The 20,876-nt window shown below is 67.8% G+C and carries 21 protein-coding genes; 13 read left to right on the top strand and 8 right to left on the bottom strand.

The window, feature by feature from the left end; genetic code table 11:
• Positions 1-14 precede the first annotated feature (14 nt).
• On the bottom strand, positions 15-461 hold the full coding sequence (locus BJ987_RS12060; RefSeq protein ID WP_209888269.1) for a PaaI family thioesterase: 447 nt from the start codon (positions 459-461) through the stop codon (positions 15-17).
• A 90-nt stretch (positions 462-551) separates the two neighbouring features.
• On the opposite strand from BJ987_RS12060, the gene BJ987_RS12055 reads away from it, so the two are divergent.
• The 9 genes from BJ987_RS12055 (at position 552) to mtnC (ending at position 8,790) form a co-directional block, all read left to right on the top strand.
• A complete protein-coding gene (locus BJ987_RS12055) occupies positions 552-1,436 on the top strand; it encodes a TolB family protein (RefSeq protein WP_209888266.1) in 885 nt (294 codons plus the stop codon).
• A 49-nt stretch (positions 1,437-1,485) separates the two neighbouring features.
• Positions 1,486-2,271 (top strand): alpha/beta fold hydrolase, encoded by a 786-nt coding sequence (locus tag BJ987_RS12050; RefSeq protein ID WP_209898241.1) that lies wholly within the window; start codon positions 1,486-1,488, stop codon positions 2,269-2,271.
• 7 nt (positions 2,272-2,278) lie between these two features.
• Positions 2,279-2,587 (top strand): MGMT family protein, encoded by a 309-nt coding sequence (locus tag BJ987_RS12045; RefSeq protein ID WP_209888264.1) that lies wholly within the window; start codon positions 2,279-2,281, stop codon positions 2,585-2,587.
• A gap of 27 nt (positions 2,588-2,614) precedes the next feature.
• Entirely contained in the window at positions 2,615-3,367 is a 753-nt protein-coding gene (locus BJ987_RS12040; protein WP_209888261.1) for a VOC family protein, read from the top strand.
• Positions 3,368-3,561: 194 nt separating this feature from the next.
• Positions 3,562-5,361, top strand: a complete 1,800-nt coding sequence (locus BJ987_RS12035) for an NTP transferase domain-containing protein (RefSeq protein ID WP_209888258.1) — start codon at positions 3,562-3,564, stop codon at positions 5,359-5,361.
• Between the two features lie 81 nt (positions 5,362-5,442).
• Positions 5,443-5,787, top strand: a complete 345-nt coding sequence (locus BJ987_RS12030; RefSeq protein WP_209888255.1) for a DUF1330 domain-containing protein — start codon at positions 5,443-5,445, stop codon at positions 5,785-5,787.
• A gap of 114 nt (positions 5,788-5,901) precedes the next feature.
• Positions 5,902-7,536: an S-methyl-5-thioribose-1-phosphate isomerase gene (mtnA, locus tag BJ987_RS12025; protein WP_209888252.1), complete on the top strand. Its 1,635-nt coding sequence runs from the start codon at positions 5,902-5,904 to the stop codon at positions 7,534-7,536.
• A gap of 4 nt (positions 7,537-7,540) precedes the next feature.
• The gene (locus tag BJ987_RS12020) at positions 7,541-8,116 is read left to right on the top strand and encodes a 1,2-dihydroxy-3-keto-5-methylthiopentene dioxygenase (RefSeq protein ID WP_209888248.1); all 576 of its coding nucleotides are present in this window, start codon (positions 7,541-7,543) and stop codon (positions 8,114-8,116) included.
• Positions 8,113-8,790 (top strand): acireductone synthase, encoded by a 678-nt coding sequence (mtnC, locus tag BJ987_RS12015; RefSeq protein WP_209888246.1) that lies wholly within the window; start codon positions 8,113-8,115, stop codon positions 8,788-8,790. The genes BJ987_RS12020 and mtnC overlap by 4 nt, the downstream gene beginning before the upstream one ends.
• Here the strand turns inward: mtnC and BJ987_RS12010 are convergent.
• Together BJ987_RS12010 and BJ987_RS12005 are read right to left on the bottom strand one after the other, a co-directional pair.
• The gene (locus BJ987_RS12010) at positions 8,787-9,590 is read right to left on the bottom strand and encodes an MmyB family transcriptional regulator (protein WP_307869580.1); all 804 of its coding nucleotides are present in this window, start codon (positions 9,588-9,590) and stop codon (positions 8,787-8,789) included. The two genes, mtnC and BJ987_RS12010, sit on opposite strands and share 4 nt — an antisense overlap.
• A 13-nt stretch (positions 9,591-9,603) precedes the next feature.
• Positions 9,604-9,825: a YdeI/OmpD-associated family protein gene (locus tag BJ987_RS12005; protein WP_209888243.1), complete on the bottom strand. Its 222-nt coding sequence runs from the start codon at positions 9,823-9,825 to the stop codon at positions 9,604-9,606.
• A 443-nt stretch (positions 9,826-10,268) separates the two neighbouring features.
• On the opposite strand from BJ987_RS12005, the gene BJ987_RS12000 reads away from it, so the two are divergent.
• From BJ987_RS12000 to narI, 4 genes are read left to right on the top strand one after another with little or no spacing between them, the layout of a single operon-like run.
• Positions 10,269-14,009, top strand: coding sequence for a nitrate reductase subunit alpha (locus BJ987_RS12000; protein WP_209898235.1), 3,741 nt, complete (start codon positions 10,269-10,271; stop codon positions 14,007-14,009).
• Between the two features lie 3 nt (positions 14,010-14,012).
• Positions 14,013-15,794 (top strand): nitrate reductase subunit beta, encoded by a 1,782-nt coding sequence (gene narH, locus BJ987_RS11995; protein ID WP_209888240.1) that lies wholly within the window; start codon positions 14,013-14,015, stop codon positions 15,792-15,794.
• Positions 15,791-16,513 carry a nitrate reductase molybdenum cofactor assembly chaperone gene (narJ, locus tag BJ987_RS11990; protein ID WP_209888234.1) on the top strand — a complete coding sequence of 241 codons (723 nt, stop codon included), beginning with the start codon at positions 15,791-15,793 and terminating at the stop codon, positions 16,511-16,513. Before narH ends, narJ begins: the two co-directional genes overlap by 4 nt.
• Positions 16,510-17,271: a respiratory nitrate reductase subunit gamma gene (gene narI / locus BJ987_RS11985; protein ID WP_209888231.1), complete on the top strand. Its 762-nt coding sequence runs from the start codon at positions 16,510-16,512 to the stop codon at positions 17,269-17,271. The genes narJ and narI overlap by 4 nt, the downstream gene beginning before the upstream one ends.
• Positions 17,272-17,316: 45 nt before the next feature.
• Here the strand turns inward: narI and BJ987_RS11980 are convergent, their stop codons facing one another.
• From BJ987_RS11980 to nirD, 5 genes are all read right to left on the bottom strand, one after another.
• A complete protein-coding gene (locus BJ987_RS11980) occupies positions 17,317-17,769 on the bottom strand; it encodes a VOC family protein (protein WP_209888228.1) in 453 nt (150 codons plus the stop codon).
• Between the two features lie 115 nt (positions 17,770-17,884).
• Positions 17,885-18,223, bottom strand: coding sequence for a TfoX/Sxy family protein (locus BJ987_RS11975; protein WP_209888225.1), 339 nt, complete (start codon positions 18,221-18,223; stop codon positions 17,885-17,887).
• Positions 18,224-18,256: 33 nt separating this feature from the next.
• Positions 18,257-19,141: a sirohydrochlorin chelatase gene (locus tag BJ987_RS11970; RefSeq protein WP_245365914.1), complete on the bottom strand. Its 885-nt coding sequence runs from the start codon at positions 19,139-19,141 to the stop codon at positions 18,257-18,259.
• A gap of 64 nt (positions 19,142-19,205) precedes the next feature.
• Entirely contained in the window at positions 19,206-20,444 is a 1,239-nt protein-coding gene (locus tag BJ987_RS11960) for a uroporphyrinogen-III synthase (RefSeq protein WP_209888223.1), read from the bottom strand.
• Positions 20,441-20,842: a nitrite reductase small subunit NirD gene (gene nirD / locus BJ987_RS11955; RefSeq protein ID WP_209888221.1), complete on the bottom strand. Its 402-nt coding sequence runs from the start codon at positions 20,840-20,842 to the stop codon at positions 20,441-20,443. The genes BJ987_RS11960 and nirD overlap by 4 nt, the downstream gene beginning before the upstream one ends.
• Between the last annotated feature and the right edge of the window lie 34 nt (positions 20,843-20,876).

Genomic DNA, 20,876 nt, shown 5'->3' with positions numbered 1-20,876 from the left:
CCCGTTCACCTGCCTCAGCGGTCCGGTTTTCCGTTCATGCAGATCAACGTTTGCTGGCCGGTCGCGATCAGGGACCGCTGCTCGCCCTGGACGGCGAAGACCTCCAGCTTGCAGATGGTCAGCGTGCGTCCGGGCTTCAGCACGGTGCCCACCGCTTCCAGGTATTCGCCGGCGGCGGGGGCGAGCAAGTTGATCTTGTACTCCACCGTCAGCACCGACGAGTCCGCCGGAAACAGCGTGAATCCCGCGTACCCGCCCGCGCTGTCGGCGATGGCGCTGGTGGCTCCGGCATGGATGTATCCGTGCTGCTGGGTCACTTCCGGACGATGCGGCAGCACGATGTGCACGCGGCCCGGCGCGATGTGCGACAGCCGCGCCCCGAGGTGCGTCATCAGCCCCTGGCGCGCGAAACACTCCTCGATCCGCGTCCGCACCTCGGCGGTGACCTGTTCGTCGTCCATCCGGCCTCCTTGCTCGGTGTAGCGATAATGCCCTGTACCTCAGACAGATTCCGTGCGGACCCGCTCCGGCGGACCGGATAGGTTGGCGGCATGCGCCAGAGACGAAGCCGTGTGCTGCGGGCCGCCGCCCTCACCCTCGCACTGGCGGGGCTGACCGCCGGCTGCGGAGCCGATGCCGAGCACGGGCCGGAGCACACCGAGCAGGCGGCACACCCGGCGAAGATCGCGTTCGACGATTCGAAGTCGATCTTCGTCATGAATCCGGACGGCACGGGGGTCACCCGAATCGCGGCCGGCACCGATCCGAACTTCGCCGCCGATGGGTCCAAGCTGGTCGTCGGCGGTGGCTTGATCGCGACGATGGCCCCGGACGGCAGCGGCGTCCGAAAGCTGGCCGAAGGCGGATACGACCCCGTCTTCTCTCCCGACGGCACCCGGATCGTCTTCACGCGGGGCGGCGCGCTCTTCGTGATGAACGCCGACGGCGGCGAACCGCGGCAACTCGGAGACCTGCCCGCCCCCACCGGTCCCAATCAGGCGTCATCGCAGGATCCGGTGTTCGCACCGGACGGTTCGAAGATCGCGTTCACTCGCGGCGGCGCGATTTGGGTGATGGCCGCCGACGGCTCCGGCGCCCGGCCGTTGCTGGCCGATACACATCACAACAGCGATCCGGTCTTCAGTCCGGACGGCGCCACCGTCGTGTTCACCAGCAACCGCGGCGGCAAGAACCGGTCGGCGATCTATGCGATGAACATCGACGGCACCGACATCCGCCCGCTCACCGACGAGTGGACCGTGCACCCGGCCTTCTCCCCCGACGGCGCGAAAGTCCTGTACACCCGTACCCGTACGGCACCCGAGAGCGGAGCCGAACTCTGGGTCATGAACCGGGACGGCAGCGACCCGCGCCTGCTGTCCGACCCTGAAGAAGTTGCGCAGCACCCCAGTTGGGGCGCCGGGTCCGGCTCGTGACCGGGTCCGGGCAGGAGTGGACATGCGGGCGAACAGCCGAAGCGACACAATGGGGCGGGTGTCGACTGTGAATGTCTATCGGTTCGGCCCCGCCACGGGGCCGGTGGTCCTCGCGTTGCACGGGTTGACCGGGCATGGGCGACGGTGGGCGGCGCTGGCCGAGGAGCATCTGGCCGACGTCCGGATCGTCGCGCCGGACCTGCGCGGGCACGGCCGCTCGACCGCCCTGCCGCCCTGGGATTTCGAGACGATCGTCGCCGACATGGTGGCGTTGCTGGCCACCGAAACCACGGAACCGGTGCTGGTGGTGGGCCATTCGTTCGGCGGCGCGACGGGCCTGCACCTGGCGCACCGGCATCCGGAGCTGGTGCGCGGGCTGGTGCTGCTCGACCCGGCGATCGCGATCGAGCCCGGTTTGCTGCACGACATCGCGGTGCGCGGGCTCACCCACCCCGATTACGCCGACGTGGACCAGGCCCGGCAGGACAAGCTGGCCAGCGCCTGGCACGACGTCGAATCCCAGGTGCTGGAAGCGGAACTCGCCGAGCATCTGGTGCCGACCGCGGACGGACGGGTGGCCTGGCGGCTCAGCCTGCCCGCCGTGACGTCCTACTGGGGCCAGCTGGCGCGCGATTTCGTGCTGCCGTCCGCCGATCTGCCGACGGTGCTGGTGCAGGCGATGAAGGTGCAGCCGCCGTTCGTGACGCCGGCGTTCCGGGCGGCACTCGCGGCGCACCTCGGCCCGCGGCTCACCGTGCACGAGTTCGATTGCGATCACATGGTGCCGCAGGCTCGGCCTGCCGAGACCGCCGAACTCATCCGAGCGGCGCTGTAGGACATCGATGCCGACCACCGACGCCCAGATCGAGCTGGTTCGAGAACTGGTGGCGCGAATCCCGCCAGGACAGGTCGCCACCTACGGTGACATCGCCGCCGCGGCCGGACTGTCCACCCCGCGCACGGTCGGCTGGATCATGCGCACCGACTCCGCGGATCTGCCCTGGCACCGTGTGCTCGGCGCCGGCGGCAAGCCCGCCGCGCACCTCGCGCAGCGCCAACTGCGACGGCTCGCCGAGGAGGGCGTCCCCATCCGGGACGGGCGAGTGGACCTGCGCGGCGCCCGTTTCCGGTTTCCCGAACTCGGGGATTAGCCGGCCCGTTCGGGTTACCGTTGTCGGATGTCCACTCGACTGGCGTGTGTCGTGTTCGAGGCAGACCGGCCCCGGGCCGTCGCGGATTTCTGGGCCGAATTGCTCGGTTGGGCGGTGACGCTGGACCGTCCGCACGAGGTGGACGTGGCCGCTCCCGATCCCGCCGGCATGGACATCGCCCTGACCTTCCTACCCGCCACCCGGCCGAAGGCCGGGAAGAATCGCATCCACCTCGACCTGGCCAGCCGTTCGATGGATCATCAACGCGTGCAGGTCGATCGGGCGCTGGCCCTGGGCGCCCGCCGTATCGACATCGGCCAGGGGTGCGTCCCGTGGGTCGTCTTCGCCGATCCCGAAGGCAATGAATTCTGTGTCCTGGAGCCCCGGGAGCACTACGTCGACACCGGCGCGGTGGCCGCCATCGTCGTCGACACCCGGGATCCGGTGCGCCTGTCCGAATTCTGGTCCACCGCTTCGGGCTGGCCGGTCGGTCACGCGGGATCGGACGTGGCGGGGCTACGGTCGGCCACCGGCCTCGGGTGCTGGCTCGAATTCGTCCGCACGCCGGAGGAGAAATCCGGTCGCAACCGGCTACGACTCAACTTGACCTCGTTCCCCGCCGGTAACCCGGCCGAGGATGTCCGCCGCCTGCGCGCGGCCGGCGCCACACCGCTCATCACCGCCGAACCCGATTTCGCCACCGACGCTTTCACGCTGGCCGATCCCGAAACCAACGAATTCAACGTCCTGACAACATATTCCGACTTCACGCCGGTGTAATCGATGACTTCGGCAGTCGCGGGCGGAGTGCCCCACTCCACCGCGACTTCCACCGGACCGGCAATTATCTCGACCCGCCGGAAATCAGCCGCTGACCTGCGGCGGCTGGCCGAAGCGCGGCCGGGTTCGCCGAGCGAGGCGGGCCGACGAATTAGCATGTCGGCCATGTTCTCTCTAGCCTCGACTCGCCTATCGTGACCGCCGTCGACGCGATTGTGCTCGCCGGCGGGCGGGCCAGCCGGATGGGCGGGGTAGACAAACCGGCGATCGTGATCGGCGGGCGATCCATGCTGGACGCGGCGCTCACGGCGGTCGCCGGCTGCGCTCGCACCGTGGTGGTGGGGCCGCACCGGCCGGAGCTCGATCCGTCGATTCTGCAGGTGCGGGAGGTGCCGCCGGGGTCGGGGCCGGTGGCGGCGATCGAGGCGGGCCTGCACGCGTTGCATCCGGAGCCGGCGCCGCTGGTGGTGGTGCTGGCCGCGGACATGCCGTTCCTGACCGCGACCGCGATCGGGGAATTGCTGAGGCAGGAGTCCGAAACCGGGGCGGACGCGGTGTTCGCGGCCGACAAGTCGGGCCGCCCGCAGTATTTGGTCGGGGTGTGGCGCAGATCGGCGTTGACCGCGGCGCTGGCACAACTGGATTCGCTGGTGAATCAACCGATGAAGGCTCTGATTCCGGATGAGACCGTAACGGTGCACCTGACCGGGGTCGCCGATTGCGATACCGCCGAGGAGGTGCGGCGCGCGCAAGCCGCGGCAAGCGGTGCGGAAAGTGCCGTGCCTCAGAGCGATTCCCAGCCAGAGCCGGTGCCGGAGGGTCCGCCGACCCGACCGCTTCCACTGGACGAGGCGCGAAATCTGCTGCGCGCCAGACTTTTCAAGCTCACCGCATATCGCACCGAGCTCCGGGCCGTCCGTGGCGCCGCGCTCGCCGCGCCGATCCTCGCCGCAGGTGCGTTGCCGCGGTTCGACGTCTCCGCGATGGACGGGTACGCCGTCGCCGGTGACGGACCCTGGCGATTGCGCCGCGATATCGGCTTCGCGGGCGGACAGCGTCCGGTCGGGCTGCTACCCGGTGAGGCGGTGCGGATAGCCACCGGCGCGCATGTCCCCGACGGCACCGGCAATGTGCTGCGCGACGAATTCACCGATGTCACAGCGGAAAACGTGCTGCACCGGCGCCCCGGCACTCCGCTGCGCGAGGACATCCGCCGCCGCGGCGACATTCACCTGCCCGGCGATCTCATCGCCGCCGAAGCCACCCCGGTGACTTCGGGGCTGATCTCCGCCGCGGCGAGCGTGGAGGTGACCGAGGCGGTGGTGCGCGGCCCCGTGCGCGCCCGGATCGTCATGACCGGCGACGAGATTCGCAGCGACGGCCCGCTGCAAACCGGCCAGACCCGCGACTCGATCGGTCCGATCCTCCCGGATGTGCTGTCCTGGTACGGCATTCGCACCGTGGACCGGGTGCATCTGCGCGACACCCCCACCGGCTTCGATGATGTCCTCGCCACCGCCGGTGACTTCGATCTGCTGGTGATCGTCGGCGCGACCGGCGGCGGGGCCGCAGACCAATTGCGCTGTGCGGTCGGCCGGACCCAGGCCGAACTCCTGGTGCCGCGCCTGGAGCTCCGCCCCGGCGGTTCCACCCTGGTCGCCGAACTGCCTTCTCGCACGACGGTTCTCGGCCTTCCCGGTAATCCGTTCGCGGCCGTCGCCACACTGATGGCGATGGCTCCGGCCATCGTCGAAGGCCGCACCGGGGCCCACCCGGCACGCCCCTACATCGGCCCGCTGCACAACGCCAACTCCGTCGCGGGCTCGGTCCCCCGCGTCGTCGCCGCCCGCCGCGCCCCCTTCGGCGGCTTTCTGGCGGAACCGCATCGCTCCACCGCGTACCTGGGCGGCCTGATCGATCGGGACGGCCTGGTCATCGTTCCCGCACACGCCACCGACGCCACCCCGGTCGAATTCCTCCCGATGCACAGCTGAGCGCGTATTACCCCACAGGTAATTGGCGGGCGTAACCATGGCGCCTACCGTCGAGGCAGACCCTCGTCGAAGGAAACACCAATGCCCGCCTACGGTTTCGCACACCTGCGCACCCGCCGCCCGCACGCCGACATCCTGGAATACCTGGAACGCATCCAGGCCACCCTGGACCCGTTCGAGGGTCGCTTCCTCGTACACGGCCCGCCGCTCGAGATCCTCGAAGGCGACTGGCCGGGCAGCATGGTGCTGCTGCAATTCCCCGACGTCGAACGCGCCCGCGCCTGGTATCACTCCCCCGCCTACCAGGAGATCCTGCGGCTGCGCGCCGACCACATCGACGGCGACCTGGTGCTGGTCGAGGGAGTCGGCCCGGATTACGACCCGCGTAAGCGCGCCGCCCAATTGCGCGCTGAGCTGCCCGGCTGAAGTCGATCTCGGGTGGGCGCGCACCCGGTCGCGTAAGGGCCGATTCGAGCGAGCAGCTCAGGTCCGATACCGTTTGCCAGGCATGATGCAGCCGACGCGATAAGGATGCGCCTGATGGACGACAGCTCCCTGACCTGGGACGACGGTGTTCTGGTCACCATCGACCAGCGTGGGTTGCCGCATGCGGTGCGCGAACTTCGGCTGTCGACCGTCGATCAGGTCATCGAGGCGATCCAGACGCTCGCGATTCGCGGCGCGCCGGCGATCGGGATCGCGGGCGCCTTCGGCGTCGTCATCGCCACCCGCGCGCATACCGCGCACGGGGTCGTCGATGTGGCCGGGGTACGGGCCGAGGCGGCCCGGATCGAGGCGGCCCGGCCGACCGCGGTGAATCTGGCGTGGGCGGTGCGCCGGGTGGTCACCAAGGTCGAGGCGGGCGCCGACGCGGTGCTCGCCGAGACCCTCGAGATGCTGGCCGAAGACGGGCGGGTCAATCGGGCCGCCGCGACCCATGCCGCCGACCTGGTGCAGCGTCTGCTGCCGGACCGTCCGCTGCGCATGCTCACCCACTGCAATACCGGGCGGCTGGCGACCAGCGCGTTCGGCACCGCGATCGGCGCGCTGCGAGTGCTGCACGAGCGCGAGCTCATCGCGGACGTGATCGTCGATGAAACCCGCCCGCTGTTGCAGGGCGCACGGCTCACCGCCTGGGAATTGGCCGAGGCGGGAATTCCGCACCGGCTCACCATGGATTCGGCTGCCGCGTGGGCGATGGCCACCGGGCAGGTCGACTGCGTCATCGTCGGCGCGGATCGGGTCACCGCCAATGGCGATGTGGCGAACAAGATCGGAACCTACGCCCTCGCCATCGCGGCTCGGCACCATGGGATTCCGTTCATCGTGGTCGCGCCGGAGTCGACCCGGGACCTGCGCATGGCCACCGGCGGCGAGATCGTCGTCGAGCAGCGCGCCGCCGGGGAAGTCACCGGATTCGGTGGCGTGGCAACGGCTCCCGAGGGGACCGCGGTATTCAATCCCGCGTTCGACGTCACTCCGGCCGACCTGGTGACGGCTGTCGTCACCGAGGAGGGTGTGGTGTACGGCGGCGATACGGGGGAAGGCGCGGCGATCGCCGAGGTCGCGCGAGAGCTGTATCAGCGCGGTTGGATGCCGGGCACCGCGGGCAATATCTCCGTGCGTACCGGAGATTCGGCGGTGGTCACGGGCAGTGGACTGTCGAAGGGCGAGCTCACCGCGGCCGACATGGTGCGCGTCTCGATCACCGACGCCCAGCCGGTGGGCGCACAGCGGCGTAAACCGTCGGCGGAGACCACCATTCACACCGCGATCTATCGCACGACCGGCGCCCAGGCGGTGGTTCACGTCCATCCCCCTTATGCGACAACCCTTTCCACCCGGGTCGGTGCGCAGACGGAGTCGACCATGCTGCGAATCACCGATTTCGAGCTCATCAAGGGTCTCGGCCGCACCGATGTGATCGATATCCCCATCTTCCCGAACTGGCCGGACGTGCCCCGGATCGGCGCGGACATCGAGCGGTATCTCCGCGAGAATCCCGGCGCCGCCCCGGTATTGGGTATCGCGGGCCACGGCATCACCACATGGGGGGACAATCTTTCCAGGGCCCGCGATCGCGCCGAATGCTTGGAGGCGCTGTGCGAGCTGGTGATCCGCACCGGCCGGCAATCCGCGTATGCCCAGTCCGCCACAGACCCGGAGATTGGATAAGACAATGACTTTGCTACAGATCATGGCCGCCGGCGACGCCGGCGATATCAAGGTCCGCACCACCGACGACACCGCCATCGCCGCCGAATTGGCCGCGCGCGGCATCACTTTCGAGCGTTGGCCGACGCTGGACAACGCCTCCACCATCCCGTCGGACGAACTGCTCGCCGAATACGCCGAGCGCATCGCGACCCTGAATGCCACGGGCCGCTACCGCCACATCGACATCGCCCGCATCCACCCCGACGACACCAACCCGGAATGGCCCGCCATCGCCAAGGGCGCGCGCGAGAAGTTCCTCGACGAGCATCGCCACGCCGAGGACGAGGTGCGCTTCTTCGCCGCCGGGCGTGGCTGCTTCTACCTGCACATCGGTGACGAGGTCCTGGCCACGGTGTGCGAGGCCGGTGACCTGGTCTCGGTGCCCGCCGGCACCCTGCACTGGTTCGACATGGGCACCCGCCCAGATTTCGTCGCGGTGCGGTTCTTCGAGGAAGAGGACGGCTGGATCGGCGACTTCACCGGCGACAAGATCAGCTCCGGGTTCCCGACCCTCGATGAGCTGCTGGCGGCTCGGTGAAAGCCGTCGTCGTCGATATCGAGGGGACGACCAGCCCGACCAGCTCGGTGCGTGCGGATCTGTACGGGTACACCCGTGCCCGGCTGCCCGAGTGGCTGGCCGACAACGCTTCGGGGGCAGCGGCTTCCGTGATCGCGGGCACCCGCGAGCTGGCCGGGCGACCCGACGCGGATCCGGCGGAAGTCGCCGAGATCCTGCGCGAATGGCTGAAGTCCGACGTGAAAGCGGAACCGTTGAAAACCGCGCAGGGCATCATCTGCGCCGCGGGATTCCGGGCCGGTGCGCTGCACGGCGAGTTCTTCCCGGACGTGGCCCCGGCTCTCACCACTTGGCACGAGGCCGGGCTGCGGCTGTACGTGTACTCCTCCGGCTCGGTCCGCAATCAGCGGGATTGGTTCGAATTCGCGCGCGGCGGCGCACTCAGCCCGCTGATCAGCGGATATTTCGACCTGTCCAGCGCGGGGCCGAAGCGCGAAGCCGCCTCCTACGCCGAGATCGCGAGCGTGATCGGGGTCGAACCGGCGGACATCCTGTTCCTGTCGGATCACCCCGACGAGCTCGACGCGGCGGTCGAGGCGGGCTGGTCCGCCGTCGGCATCCACCGACCCGGCGAGCCCAATCCGCCGCGCCCGCCGCATCGGTGGGTCGAGACCTTCGCGGAGATTCGGCCCTAGGTCGCCGGGGTCAGGCTGGGCTGGCGCACGCCGAGGAAGAACTGCATCCGACCGGGATGGTTGGTGGAGTCCACCCGGAACATCTGCACGGACAGGTTGTAGGTTTCGCCGGTACGCAGGTCGCGCAGGCGCATGTCGGGGGTTTCCCGGCCGTACGCTGTGCCCCCGGCGGCCCACATACTGCGGAATTCGGGGTAATTGCCCAGTTCTTCCAGCAACGAGCGGGACCAGGCGGTATCGCCGGTCTGCCCGATCAGGCCGCGCAGCCACGCCACGGTCAGCCCGGCTTCGCGCTCCCACTCCACCATGACCTGCTTGGACACTTCGTTGCCGAAGAACCAGCGCAGCACGTTCACGTCGTCGACCAGGCCGGGAAACATTTCGGCGTAGACATCGTTGCAGGACAACACGTTCCAGCGCGTATCGATGTAGCCCGCGGCGTTGGGCCGATGCACCAGCAAACCCCGGCGCATGTCCTCGTCGATCGCGGAGCGCAGTTTCTCGACGCTGGGGAAGGCGTCTTCGACCAAGCCCGCGAGGTCGTAGAGGTGTCTGCGCTCGACCGGGAGCAGCGGGCGAATGCCGTCGAGGTAACCGATGAGCGCGTCCACCACCGCTCGGGTGGGATGTTCGCGGTCGCCGCCTTCGAGATGGGTGATGTAGCTGGCGCTCACCCCCGCCGCGAAGGCCAATTTCTCCCGGGACATATGGCGCTCGTCCCGGAGTCTGCGGAGCAGGCCGCCGAAACTCGGCGGCCGCAGTAGATGTTCGTCGGCGATGTCGATCGTTTTGCGTGGCACGGCACTAACTCCTTCAGCTAGACGCGGCGACAGCTTTCTCGATACGGCGAGCCCGGACTTTCGGGCGCTTGGCCTCGGTGATCGCGGCGACCAGCTGACGCCGGTCGGTGCAGGAATTTCGGGCGCGCCCAGGCGTGGGCCCGCCCCGGCCCAGCGCGGACATGACTTCGGGCGGCATCGGCACGTACGCGCCACCGCGCGCACCCGCCTCGATCACCGCCTCGAATCGCTGCATGAATGCAGAATAATCTGCTCGGCCCGAATATTCGGCAAACCTCGAGCGAATAGATAGAAGATCGATAAAGATGGTCCCCGGACGGGGGGATCACGGACACTTCGGCACGCCGTAGACGGAGCCCAGACGACCATGCGGTTGTGTAAACAAATATTAAGCAGCCGAGAACCCCCGGTTTCCAAAGCATCACCGCCAAGCCCCCGAAACATCTGCCGGAAGCTGCATTTCACCCGGTCAGCGAGCATATAGCCTGGTCGCATCGACAGCCGGTTAGTTTCGTCGCTACCGCGTAGTGACCGGTGTGTTGCGCCGACCTCACAACGCACAGACCGCCTCCGCAAGCTGTGAGAGAATCATTTTGCCGCGCGTCCAACCCTCCTTAGAGTCGGTGTCAACAGCCCGATTCACTCACCCGAAGGGGCGTCGTGGTTAATTCTGCAAGCCTGCCAACAGAACCCTCTGGTCGTGCCGCGGGCTCCACTCCGGCTGCCGCCGGTGATGCTCTGCTCCGGCTGGGGAAATACTTCCAGAGTGGCGAGATCTCCGACGACCACCGCAGCCTGCACAAGGTCGGCGGGCGTGGCGCCGACGAGTTCTATCGCGACCGCTGGGCGCACGACAAGGTGGTGCGTTCCACCCACGGCGTGAACTGCACCGGGTCCTGCTCCTGGAAGATCTACGTCAAGGACGGCGTGATCACCTGGGAATCGCAGCAAACCGACTACCCCTCGGTCGGCGCGGACAAGCCCGAGTACGAGCCGCGCGGCTGCCCACGGGGCGCGTCGTTCTCCTGGTACACGTATTCCCCGGCGCGCGTGCGGTACCCGTATGTGCGCGGGGTGCTGCTGGAGCTGTACCGGGCGGCCAAAGAGCGGCTGAAGGACCCGGTACTGGCCTGGGAAGCCGTCGTCGAGGATCCGGAACAGGCCGAGCGGTACAAGTCCGCCCGCGGCAAGGGCGGATTCGTGCGGGCCGAGTGGTGGGAGGCCGCCGAGATCGCCGCCGCCGCGCACGTGCACACGATCAAGAAGTACGGACCGGACCGGGTGGCGGGCTTCTCCCCCATTCCGGCGATGTCGATGGTCAGCCACGCCGTCGGTGCGCGGTTCATCTCGCTGCTCGGCGGCTCGATGCTGTCGTTCTACGACTGGTACGCCGACCTGCCGGTGGCTTCCCCCCAGGTGTTCGGTGACCAGACCGACGTGCCCGAGTCGGCGGACTGGTTCGACGCCGGTTACCTCATCATGTGGGGCTCGAATGTGCCGGTGACCCGGACCCCGGACGCGCACTACATGACCGAGGCCCGCTACCGCGGCCAGAAGGTCGTGGTGGTCTCACCCGACTACGCCGACAACACCAAGTTCGCCGACGAGTGGGTCGCGGCCCGGCCGGGAACCGACGCTGCCCTGGCCATGTCGATGGGGCACGTGATCCTGCGGGAATTCTTCATCGAGAAGCAGGTGCCCCGGTTCCTGGAGTACATCAAGAAGTTCACCGACCTGCCGTACCTGGTGTGCCTGGACGACCCGGCGGGCTGGGACGGTGCGGGCGAATATCACCACGACGGCGCGCTGGCCGGAAAGTTCCTCACCGCGGCGGATTTGGGCGCCGACGACGAAACCGCCGCGCACAAACCGGTGCTGCTCGACGACGCCGGGCAACCGGTGGTGCCGAATGGTTCACTGGGGCATCGGTTCACGGCCGAGGACGCGGGCAAGTGGAACCTCGACCTCGAAGGTGTCGATCCACTGCTGACGCTCTACGGCGCCGAGGGCGCGGAGGCGGTCGCGGTGCGGATGCCGCGGTTCGACACCGACACCGCCGGCGTGGTGGTGCGCGGCGTGCCCACCCGCATGGTGGCGGGCAGACGCGTGACCACCGTATTCGATCTGCTGCTCGCGCAATACGGCGTGGCCCGCGACGGGCTGCCCGGTGACTGGGCGACCGGCTACGACGATGCCTCCCAGCCCTACACCCCGGCCTGGCAGGAAACGATCACCGGTGTGCCGCCCCAGCAGGTGATCCGGATCGCGCGCGAATTCGCCGACAACGCCGACCGTTCCGGCGGCCGATCGATGATTCTGATGGGCGCCGGTACCAACCACTGGTTCCACTCCGATCAGATCTACCGGGCGTTCTTCACCCTCACCCTGCTGACCGGCTGCCAGGGCGTGAACGGCGGCGGCTGGGCGCATTACGTCGGACAGGAGAAGTGCCGTCCGGTAACAGGCTGGGCCACTTTGGCTTTCGGCCTGGACTGGCAGCGCCCACCGCGCCAGATGCAGGGCACGGTGTTCTGGTACCTCACCAACGACCAGTGGCGCTACGACCCGTTCACCTCGCAGTCGTTCGCCTCGCCGCTGGGCAAGGGCGCGTTCGCCGGTCGCACCGCGGCCGACAACATCGCACTGGCCAGCCGCCTGGGGTGGATGCCGAGCTATCCCACCTTCAATCGCAATCCGCTCGATCTGGCCGACGAAGCCGAGGCGGCGGGCAAGTCGGCCGCCGATCATGTCGTCGAGGGGTTGAAGTCCGACGAATTACGGTTCGCCTGCGAAGATCCCGACGCACCCGAGAACTTCCCGCGCGTGCTGACCGTGTGGCGGGCGAACCTGCTCGGCTCCTCCGGTAAGGGCAACGAGTACTTCCACAAGCATCTCCTCGGCGCGGACTCCAATGTGCAGACCACCGACGACGGCGGCGTCCGGCCGCAGGAGCTGGTGTGGCGCGACGAAGCGGCCACCGGAAAGCTGGATCTGCTGTTGTCCCTGGACTTCCGGATGACCAGCACCACCCTGTTCTCCGACATCGTGCTGCCCGCCGCGACCTGGTACGAGAAGCACGACCTGTCCTCGACCGACATGCATCCCTTCGTGCACGCCTTCTCCCCGGCGATCTCGCCGCCGTGGGAGGCCAAGACGGACTTCGACGCCTTCCATCGGATCGCCCGCGGTTTCTCCTGGATGGCCGAAAAGCACCTGGGCAAACGCAAAGACATCGTCGCGGTGCCGTTGCAGCACGACTCGCCCGACGCGCTCGCGCAGGCCGGTGGGCGCGTGCTGGACTGGAAAGCCGGTGAGTGCGAGCCGATTCCGGGCAAGACCATGCCGAAACTCGTTGTGGTGGAACGGGACTATCCGAACATCGCGGAGAAGATGGCCGCCCTGGGACCGCTGGTCGAAACGATGGGCCTCACCACCAAGGGCGTCACCACCTATCCCGAGAAAGAGGTCGCCTACCTCGCCGGAGTGAACGGCACCGTGGTTTCCGGTGTGGCACAGGGGCGCCCGTCGCTGGCGAAGGACACCCACGCCGCCGAGACGATTCTGGCGCTGTCCGGCACCACCAACGGCCGGTTGGCCGTGGAGGGGTTCGAGGCCCTGGAACGACGCACCGGCACCCAGCTCGCCGACTTGGCCGCGGAGCACGAGGGCAAACAGATCACCTTCAAGGACACGCAGGCCCGGCCGGTTCCGGTCATCACCTCGCCGGAATGGTCCGGCAGTGAGACCGGCGGCCGCCGATACTCGCCGTTCACCATCAACACCGAGCGGTTGAAGCCGTGGCACACCCTCACCGGACGCCAGCACTTCTACCTCGACCACGACTGGATGATCGAACTCGGCGAGCAGCTGCCGATCTTCCGGCCACCGCTGGACATGACCGCGCTGTTCAGTGAACCCGGCGTCGGCGCGGTCGGCGAGAACGGTGTCACCGTGCGGTATCTGACCCCGCACTCGAAGTGGTCGATCCACTCCGCCTACCAGGACAACCTGCACATGCTGACGCTGTCCCGGGGCGGTCAGTCGATCTGGATGTCGGACCGGGACGCCGCGAAAATCGGTGTCGCCGACAACGATTGGATCGAGGCGATCAACCGCAACGGCATCGTGGTGGCGCGGGCCATCGTCTCGCACCGGATGCCCGAGGGCACCGTGTTCATGTACCACGCCCAGGATCGGGCCGTGGACGTGCCGCGCGTCGAAGGTACCTCGGAGAAGCAGGTGGGCCGCGGCAAGCGCGGCGGTATCCACAACGCGCTGACTCGAATCATGATCAAGCCCTCCCATCTCATCGGCGGGTACGCCCAGCAGTCCTTCGCACTGAACTACCACGGCCCCACCGGAAATCAACGCGACGAAGTGACGACCATTCGTAGACGCTCGCAGAACGTGGAGTACTGAGTTATGCGCGTTATGGCACAAATGGCCATGGTGATGAACCTGGACAAGTGCATCGGCTGTCACACCTGTTCGGTCACCTGCAAGCAGGCTTGGACGAATCGCGGTGGTACCGAGTACGTCTGGTTCAACAATGTGGAAACCCGTCCCGGGCAAGGCTATCCACGCCAGTATCAGGACCAGGAGAAGTGGAAGGGTGGCTGGACGCTCACCAAGCGCGGCAAGCTCACCCTGAAGTCGGGGTCGCGAATGAAGCGGCTGCTCAACATCTTCGCCAATCCCGACATGCCCACGGTGTCGGACTACTACGAACCGTGGAGCTACGACTACGACAACCTGCTGTCCAGCCCGCCCATCGACACCGTTCCGGTGGCGCGCCCGAAATCGCTGATCACCGGCGAGGATACGCAGGTCACCTGGGGCGCCAACTGGGACGACGATCTCGGCTCCGGTCCCGAACAGGTCGGCAAGGACCCGCTGCTCGGGCGGCTCTCGGACAAGGTGAAACTGGAGTTCGAAGAGACCTTCATGTTCTACCTGCCGCGGATCTGCGAGCACTGCCTCAATCCCTCGTGCGCGGCCGCCTGCCCGTCCGGCGCGATCTATAAACGCGCCGAAGACGGCATCGTGCTGGTGGACCAGGACAAGTGCCGCGGCTGGCGGCAGTGCGTCACCAGCTGCCCGTACAAGAAGATCTACTTCAACCACAAGACGGGCAAGGCGGAGAAATGCACCTTCTGCTACCCGCGGGTCGAGGTCGGTATTCCGACGGTGTGCTCGGAAACCTGCGTGGGCCGGTTGCGCTACATCGGCGTCATGCTCTACGACGCGGACAAAGTGCAGGAAGCGGCGTCGGTCACCGAAACCGCGGATCTGTATCCGTCGCAGCTCGGCGTATTCCTGAATCCGCATGATCCGCGCGTCGTCACCGAAGCCGAGCGGGCCGGGATCTCCCCGGAATGGATCGAGGCCGCGCAGAACTCGCCCGTCTACAAATTGATCGTCGACTACCAGATCGCATTACCGCTGCATCCGGAATACCGCACCATGCCGATGGTCTGGTACGTGCCGCCGCTGTCGCCGGTGGTGGATGTGCTGTCGGAGACCGGGCACGACGGGGAGGACGCGCGAAACCTGTTCGGCGCCATCGACGCACTGCGTATTCCGGTGGAATACCTGGCCGAATTGTTCACCGCCGGTGATGTGGGTCCGGTGCGCGCCGCGTTGCAGCGGCTGGCCGGCATGCGCGCGTTCATGCGGTCGGTGAACCTCGGTGAGGAACCGGACCCCTCGATCGCGCCGAACGTGCGGCTGCAACCCGAGGAGATCGAAGCGCTGTACCGGTTGCTCGCCATCGCGAAATACGAAGACCGGTACGTGATTCCGAACGGCGCCGGTTCGGAGGCGCACCAGCTCGACGCCCTCGCGACCGGGTGCAGCCTGGACACCGATGGCGGACCCGGCATGACCGCGTTCGACCAGATGGTGGAGAAGTTTCACCTCACCGACACCAATGGCGCCGCGCCCGAGGAGAAGTCGAATCGCATCAACCTGCTGAACTGGGATGGGAAGAGCACCAGCGGGCTGATTCCGGCCGCGGCGGAACAGCAGGAGGAGCGGGCGACCACACCGGAGCCGGTCAACGGTGCTGGAGTCAACGGGTCCGGGACCAACGGTGCTGCGAGCAACGGCGGCAATGGCGCCGCCGCGGACGGCGCGGCGATCCCGGCAGGCAATGGCGCCGCGCCGGGATCGCCGTCCGTCACCATCAACGGAGCACCGCAATGAGCTTGTTGAAAGTGCGGCGCAGGCCCGAACCGGCGATCCGGATCTCCGAACACGAGCGCCGGCTGGTCTGGCGGATGGCGGCGCTGCTGCTGGACTACCCGAATGCGGACACGCTGGCGATGCTGGACCAATTATCCAGTGCGGCAGCGGAACTGCCGGAGCATATGCGACCGTACTTCAGCGAACTGCTGGCCCATCTGCGGGCAACCCCGCCGTTGGCGCTCGCGGCGTCGTATGTGGAGACCTTCGACCTGCGCCGCCGTGCCAGCATGCACCTGACCTTCTACGCCTACGGCGACACCCGCAAACGCGGAATGGCACTGCTGCGGTTCAAGCACGCCTACAAGCACGCGGGTGTGGAGTTGGGCGATCACGAACTGCCCGACCATCTTCCGGTCCTGCTGGAATTCGCCGCCACCGTCGACCCGATCGGCGGTGAACGGCTCCTCGGCGAGCACCTCCCGGTGATCGAACTGCTGCGACTGTCCCTGTCGGACACCAAGTCTCCCTACGCGGGCATTCTGGGTGCGGTGGTCGCGACGTTGCCGCCGCTGACCACCGCCGACCGGCGCAAGATCGCCGAACTCGCCGCCCAGGGGCCGCCCGAGGAAGAAGTCGGCCTCGACCCGTTCGCCATGGACCCCGCGCTGTTCGACAGCGCGGCACCTACCCGTCCCGGCGGCTCCGCCGACTACCACCCCCGTGGAGGCCGACGATGAACTATGTCCCGCACCTGCCCACGGAACTATGGCTGATCCTGCCGTATGTGGCCTTCACCTCGTTCGTCCTCGGGCACGTCTGGCGCTACCGGAACGACCAATTCGGCTGGACCACAAGGTCTTCGCAGATCTACGAAAGCCGGCTGCTGCGCCTGGGCAGCCCGCTGTTCCACTTCGGGATGCTCGGCGTGTTCGGCGGGCATGTGCTCGGTGTGCTGATTCCGGAGTCCTGGACTGCCGCCGTCGGGATCTCCGAGCACACCTATCACATCATCGCGGTCGGCGCGGGATCCGTTGCGGGACTGATGGTGCTGACCGGCGTCGGCATCCTGCTGTACCGGCGGTGGACGGTGACCGCGGTGCGCAAGGCCACCACCGGCAACGACAAGCTGATGTACGCCCTGCTGACCGCCGCCCTGGTCACCGGCCTGCTCAATACCTGGGGCAGCAACCTGCTGTGGGGCACCTACAACTACCGGGAGACCGTATCCCCCTGGTTCCGTAGCCTTTTCAGCCTCAACCCACAGCCGGAGCTGATGGTCGGCACGCCGTGGACCTTCCAGGCCCACGGTCTCGTCGTCCTCGCCCTGATCGGCATGTGGCCCTATACCCGCCTGGTGCACATGTTCAGTGCCCCCATCGGCTACCTCACCCGCCCCTACATCGTCTACCGCGCCAAGGAATCCAACGCCCCCGACACCAAGCGCTACGCCGGCGCCTGGGAAGCCCCGGTCACCCCGGAAAGCTGGCGCTCCTGACACCGGTCCGCCCACACCCTTGATCGGGTGTGGGCGGATCCGTGTTCAGGCCTGGGCGTAGGCGTCCCGCAAAGCCTTGACATCGATCTTCGACATGGTTCGCAACGCGGCCCCGACCGCAGCGGTCTGCGCTGGATTACCGTCCAGCATCAGCTGCGGCAAAGCCGAGGGCGCGACCTGCCAGCTCAGCCCGAAGCGATCGGTCAGCCAGCCACACGGACCCGGCTCCCCGTCCTCGGTGAGCGCGTCCCACAAACGGTCGACCTCGTCCTGGGTATCCACGATCAGCTGAATCGACGCCGCGTCCGTCAGCGGATGACCCGGTCCGCCGTTCATCAACGTGACCCGCTGTCCGTCCAGCTCGAGATCGACGACGAACGCCGAACCATCGGCCTGCCGGGCGATGTTCAGCACCCGCGAGTTCGGGACGATCTCGACGTACCGCTGCCCCGCCTGCTCGGCGCCGGATTCGAACCAGAAAAAAGTGGTGACGGCCATGATGCGCTCCTGATGTGTGGTTGACCTGCTGTCATCCATAGGTCGGAGCCGCTTCCCCGCCTTCTACACATCTCCCGCACTTTTCGAAAAAACTTTGGGCCGGACGCGTCCGCCGCTAGTTCTTCTTCGGCGGCAGGGACTTGGCGTAGGTGACGCCGCGGTCCACCCATTCGGCGAGGATCGAGTCGTCGTCCAGTGCCTCGGGGGTGACACGCAGCCACCCGTGGGCTTCGCGGCCGCCCATCACCATGATGTCGACGTAATCGGCCGCGAGCAGCGCATCTACTTCCTTGGGGTCGACGCGGACCAAGAGACCGCCCTGGCCGCTGGCGGCGACGGCCATATTGCCGTCCACCATGAAGGCCAGGCCGCCGAACATCTTCTTCTCGACCAGATGTGGACCGGGTGTGATCAGTTCACGAATCCGCTCGGCCAGCTCGTCGTCGTATGCCATAGGTCACAGTGTGGACCAGGGCACCGACAAAGTTCAGGAGGGTGAATGGACGTGGGCCAGGTCCCGTACGGCGCTGCGGTAGCGGTCGGCGATCAACCGGACCACGGCCGGGTGGACGCCGATCGGTTCGGCGACACCGTCCGCGCCGGCGTCGTGCAGACGCTGCTGGAACAGGCCCTGCGCCAGCAGGTAGGACGCGATGAAGACCCGCTCGGCACCCGAATCCCGAAGGTCGGCAACGACTTCCGGAACGCGCGGGGATCCCGTGGCGACATAGGCGATGCGGACCGGCGTCGCGAGGTGATCGGTGAGCATGGCCGCGGCCCGGCGGACGTCGTGGCGGGCGCGGGCATCCGAGGAACCCGCGGCGGCGAAGACGACCGCGTCGCCGGGACGCCAGCCCGCCGCGCGCAGCCGGAGGGCCATGATCCGGGCCAGGGCCGGATCCGGGCCCATGGCGGGGGTGACGACCGTCGAGGGGTGCGCACTCTCGGCGACCTCGCGCGGGACATCCTGGTAGACGTGGTAGCCCGAGGCCAGGAAAGCCGGAACCACCACGGCGGGAACACCTTCCGCGCCGGTGTGCAGGTCACGCAGGACCTCCGACGGCGACGGACCGAGCACGTCCACGAACGCGGTGCGTACCGCGGGGGACTCCGGCTCGCGAACGATGGTGCAACAATCACGAACCGGAGCGACCGCCTCGGCATCGCCGCAACGATGAGCGGCGCCGGCGCCACGCCCCGAAACCGCGGCGCCGAAGTCCCGGGACAATGTCGTGGCCGAACCCAGTTCCGCCGAACCCCTTGCCGGAACGTGTAATTCGGCGGCAACCGCCTCGGCGAGCGCGGCGATCATCTCGACGCCGCGCGCGCTACGGGTGCCGTGGGCGACGAGCACCAGCGCGGGAGCGCTCATAGTTCCACCTCGCTCAGTTTCGTCGTGCCGACACGACCTCTCGGCCGTTCGCGGTGCTGCCCCATCACCAGCTGCCCATCGTCTGGGCGTACCCCGGCGCACGCGCCGGAGTGGCGATGCCGTGCGGGCGGGCGGGCGGGGTGACCGGGCGGACATTGTCGTCGGCGCATTCAGCGGCGTCCAACGCGAGACGGTAGCCCCGCTTCACCACTGTCTGAATGGCTTTCGGTGTACCGAGACCCGCGCGGAGCCGGGCGATAGCGGTTTCCACGGCGTGGGTGTCGTCACCGCCGCCCGGCAGGGCCGCCAGCAGATCCTCGCGGGAAACCACGCGACCGGGCTGCCGCGCGAGCGAGCGCATCAACGCCATCGGCGCGGGGGCCAGCTGGCGCACGGTCCCGTCGACGACGACGCACGCACCGCGCACGCTGATGTGATGCCCGGCGGCCTGAATCCGGTTGGCGCGGCGCGGAAGTTCCTCGGCGACGTGCCGCGCGAGCGCACCCAGGCGGGCGCGGGCGGGCATCGAGGTCGGCACGCCGAGTTCTTCCAGCGGGGCCGCGGTGATCGGACCGACGCAGGCGGGCAGCACCCGGCCGCGCAGGGCGTGCAGCACACCCTCCAGCAAACCGGTTTCCTTGGCGCGCATGAGAAGTGACGCGACGGCGGGCGCGCTGGTGAAGGTCACACAATCCAGGTTCGCGGTGACGATCGACTCGATCATCTGGTCCATCGGACCCTGATCCTGCGGCGGCGTCCAGCGATAGACCGGCACCGGCACGACATCCGCACCGGCACAGCGCAATACCTCACAGAAATCCGGGACCGGTTCCCATTCGGTGGTCGCGCCGTGCAGTTGGACGGCGATGCGCACGCCCTCCACGCCTTCGGCGAGCAGATGGTCGAGCACCTCGGCCGAGGACTCCGAGGCCGGTGACCATTCCTCGCGCAGTTCGGCCGCGCGAATGGCGCCCTTGGCCTTCGGACCGCGCGCCAGCATCCGGGTGGACGCCAGAGTGGTGCGCAGCTCTTCGGCCAGGCCCCAGCCCTCGGCGGCTTCCATCCAGCCGCGGAACCCGATACCGGTGGTGGCCACGGCGATCTGCGGCGGCTCTTGGACGAGCTTGCGGGTGACCCGCTCCAACTCGGTGTCGTCGGCCAGCGGAATGATCCGAATGGCCGGGGCGGAAACGATATTCGCGCCGCGACGGGTCAGCAGCGTGCCGAATTCCTCGGCGCGGCGCGCCGCGGTGATGCCGATGGTGAACCCGGCCAGGCAAGCACCCTGGTCGGCCGCGGTCATGGTGTCTCCGCCGCATCTTCGGGATCGAGCACGGTATTCGACACCGACACGATGCCGTCGTCCACGCGCACGGCGTAGACCGGCAACGCGGCGGTTTCGTCGTCCAGGCAGCGGCCGTCGAGCAGCGAGAATGCCTGCTTCAGCAGGGGCGAGGCCACCACGGGCACACCACCGCGGTCGCCGACGAGGCCACGGGACATGACCGCGGCCCGACCGAACGGATCAATATTGCCTACGGCGTACAGAGTGCCGTCGGTATGCAGGAACAGCGCGGCCTGTTGGCCACCTCTGAGCAACACCGCCACGCCGCGGCCGGGGATCAGGTAGTCGAGACGGCACGCCTGCGTCCACTCGATCGTAGTAGCTGGTGCAATGCCAGGGTTATCGATCACGGTCATCGGTGTCATCCTCCAAACGCCTTACCCATTGGTA

The organism is Nocardia goodfellowii, from assembly GCF_017875645.1.
Taxonomy (GTDB): domain Bacteria; phylum Actinomycetota; class Actinomycetes; order Mycobacteriales; family Mycobacteriaceae; genus Nocardia; species Nocardia goodfellowii.
The sequence above is the reverse complement of the archived record's forward strand: the minus strand, read 5'-3'. Positions and strand labels throughout refer to the sequence as shown.

Coding starts and splice junctions, on each gene's coding strand:
- BJ987_RS12060 (WP_209888269.1), bottom strand. CDS start 461: ATGGACGACGAACAGGTCACCGCCGAGGTGCGGACGCGGATCGAGGAG.
- BJ987_RS12055 (WP_209888266.1), top strand. CDS start 552: ATGCGCCAGAGACGAAGCCGTGTGCTGCGGGCCGCCGCCCTCACCCTC.
- BJ987_RS12050 (WP_209898241.1), top strand. CDS start 1,486: ATGGGGCGGGTGTCGACTGTGAATGTCTATCGGTTCGGCCCCGCCACG.
- BJ987_RS12045 (WP_209888264.1), top strand. CDS start 2,279: ATGCCGACCACCGACGCCCAGATCGAGCTGGTTCGAGAACTGGTGGCG.
- BJ987_RS12040 (WP_209888261.1), top strand. CDS start 2,615: ATGTCCACTCGACTGGCGTGTGTCGTGTTCGAGGCAGACCGGCCCCGG.
- BJ987_RS12030 (WP_209888255.1), top strand. CDS start 5,443: ATGCCCGCCTACGGTTTCGCACACCTGCGCACCCGCCGCCCGCACGCC.
- mtnA (WP_209888252.1), top strand. CDS start 5,902: ATGGACGACAGCTCCCTGACCTGGGACGACGGTGTTCTGGTCACCATC.
- BJ987_RS12020 (WP_209888248.1), top strand. CDS start 7,541: ATGACTTTGCTACAGATCATGGCCGCCGGCGACGCCGGCGATATCAAG.
- BJ987_RS12005 (WP_209888243.1), bottom strand. CDS start 9,825: ATGCAGCGATTCGAGGCGGTGATCGAGGCGGGTGCGCGCGGTGGCGCG.
- narH (WP_209888240.1), top strand. CDS start 14,013: ATGCGCGTTATGGCACAAATGGCCATGGTGATGAACCTGGACAAGTGC.
- narJ (WP_209888234.1), top strand. CDS start 15,791: ATGAGCTTGTTGAAAGTGCGGCGCAGGCCCGAACCGGCGATCCGGATC.
- narI (WP_209888231.1), top strand. CDS start 16,510: ATGAACTATGTCCCGCACCTGCCCACGGAACTATGGCTGATCCTGCCG.
- BJ987_RS11980 (WP_209888228.1), bottom strand. CDS start 17,769: ATGGCCGTCACCACTTTTTTCTGGTTCGAATCCGGCGCCGAGCAGGCG.
- BJ987_RS11975 (WP_209888225.1), bottom strand. CDS start 18,223: ATGGCATACGACGACGAGCTGGCCGAGCGGATTCGTGAACTGATCACA.
- BJ987_RS11970 (WP_245365914.1), bottom strand. CDS start 19,141: ATGAGCGCTCCCGCGCTGGTGCTCGTCGCCCACGGCACCCGTAGCGCG.
- BJ987_RS11960 (WP_209888223.1), bottom strand. CDS start 20,444: ATGACCGCGGCCGACCAGGGTGCTTGCCTGGCCGGGTTCACCATCGGC.
- nirD (WP_209888221.1), bottom strand. CDS start 20,842: ATGACCGTGATCGATAACCCTGGCATTGCACCAGCTACTACGATCGAG.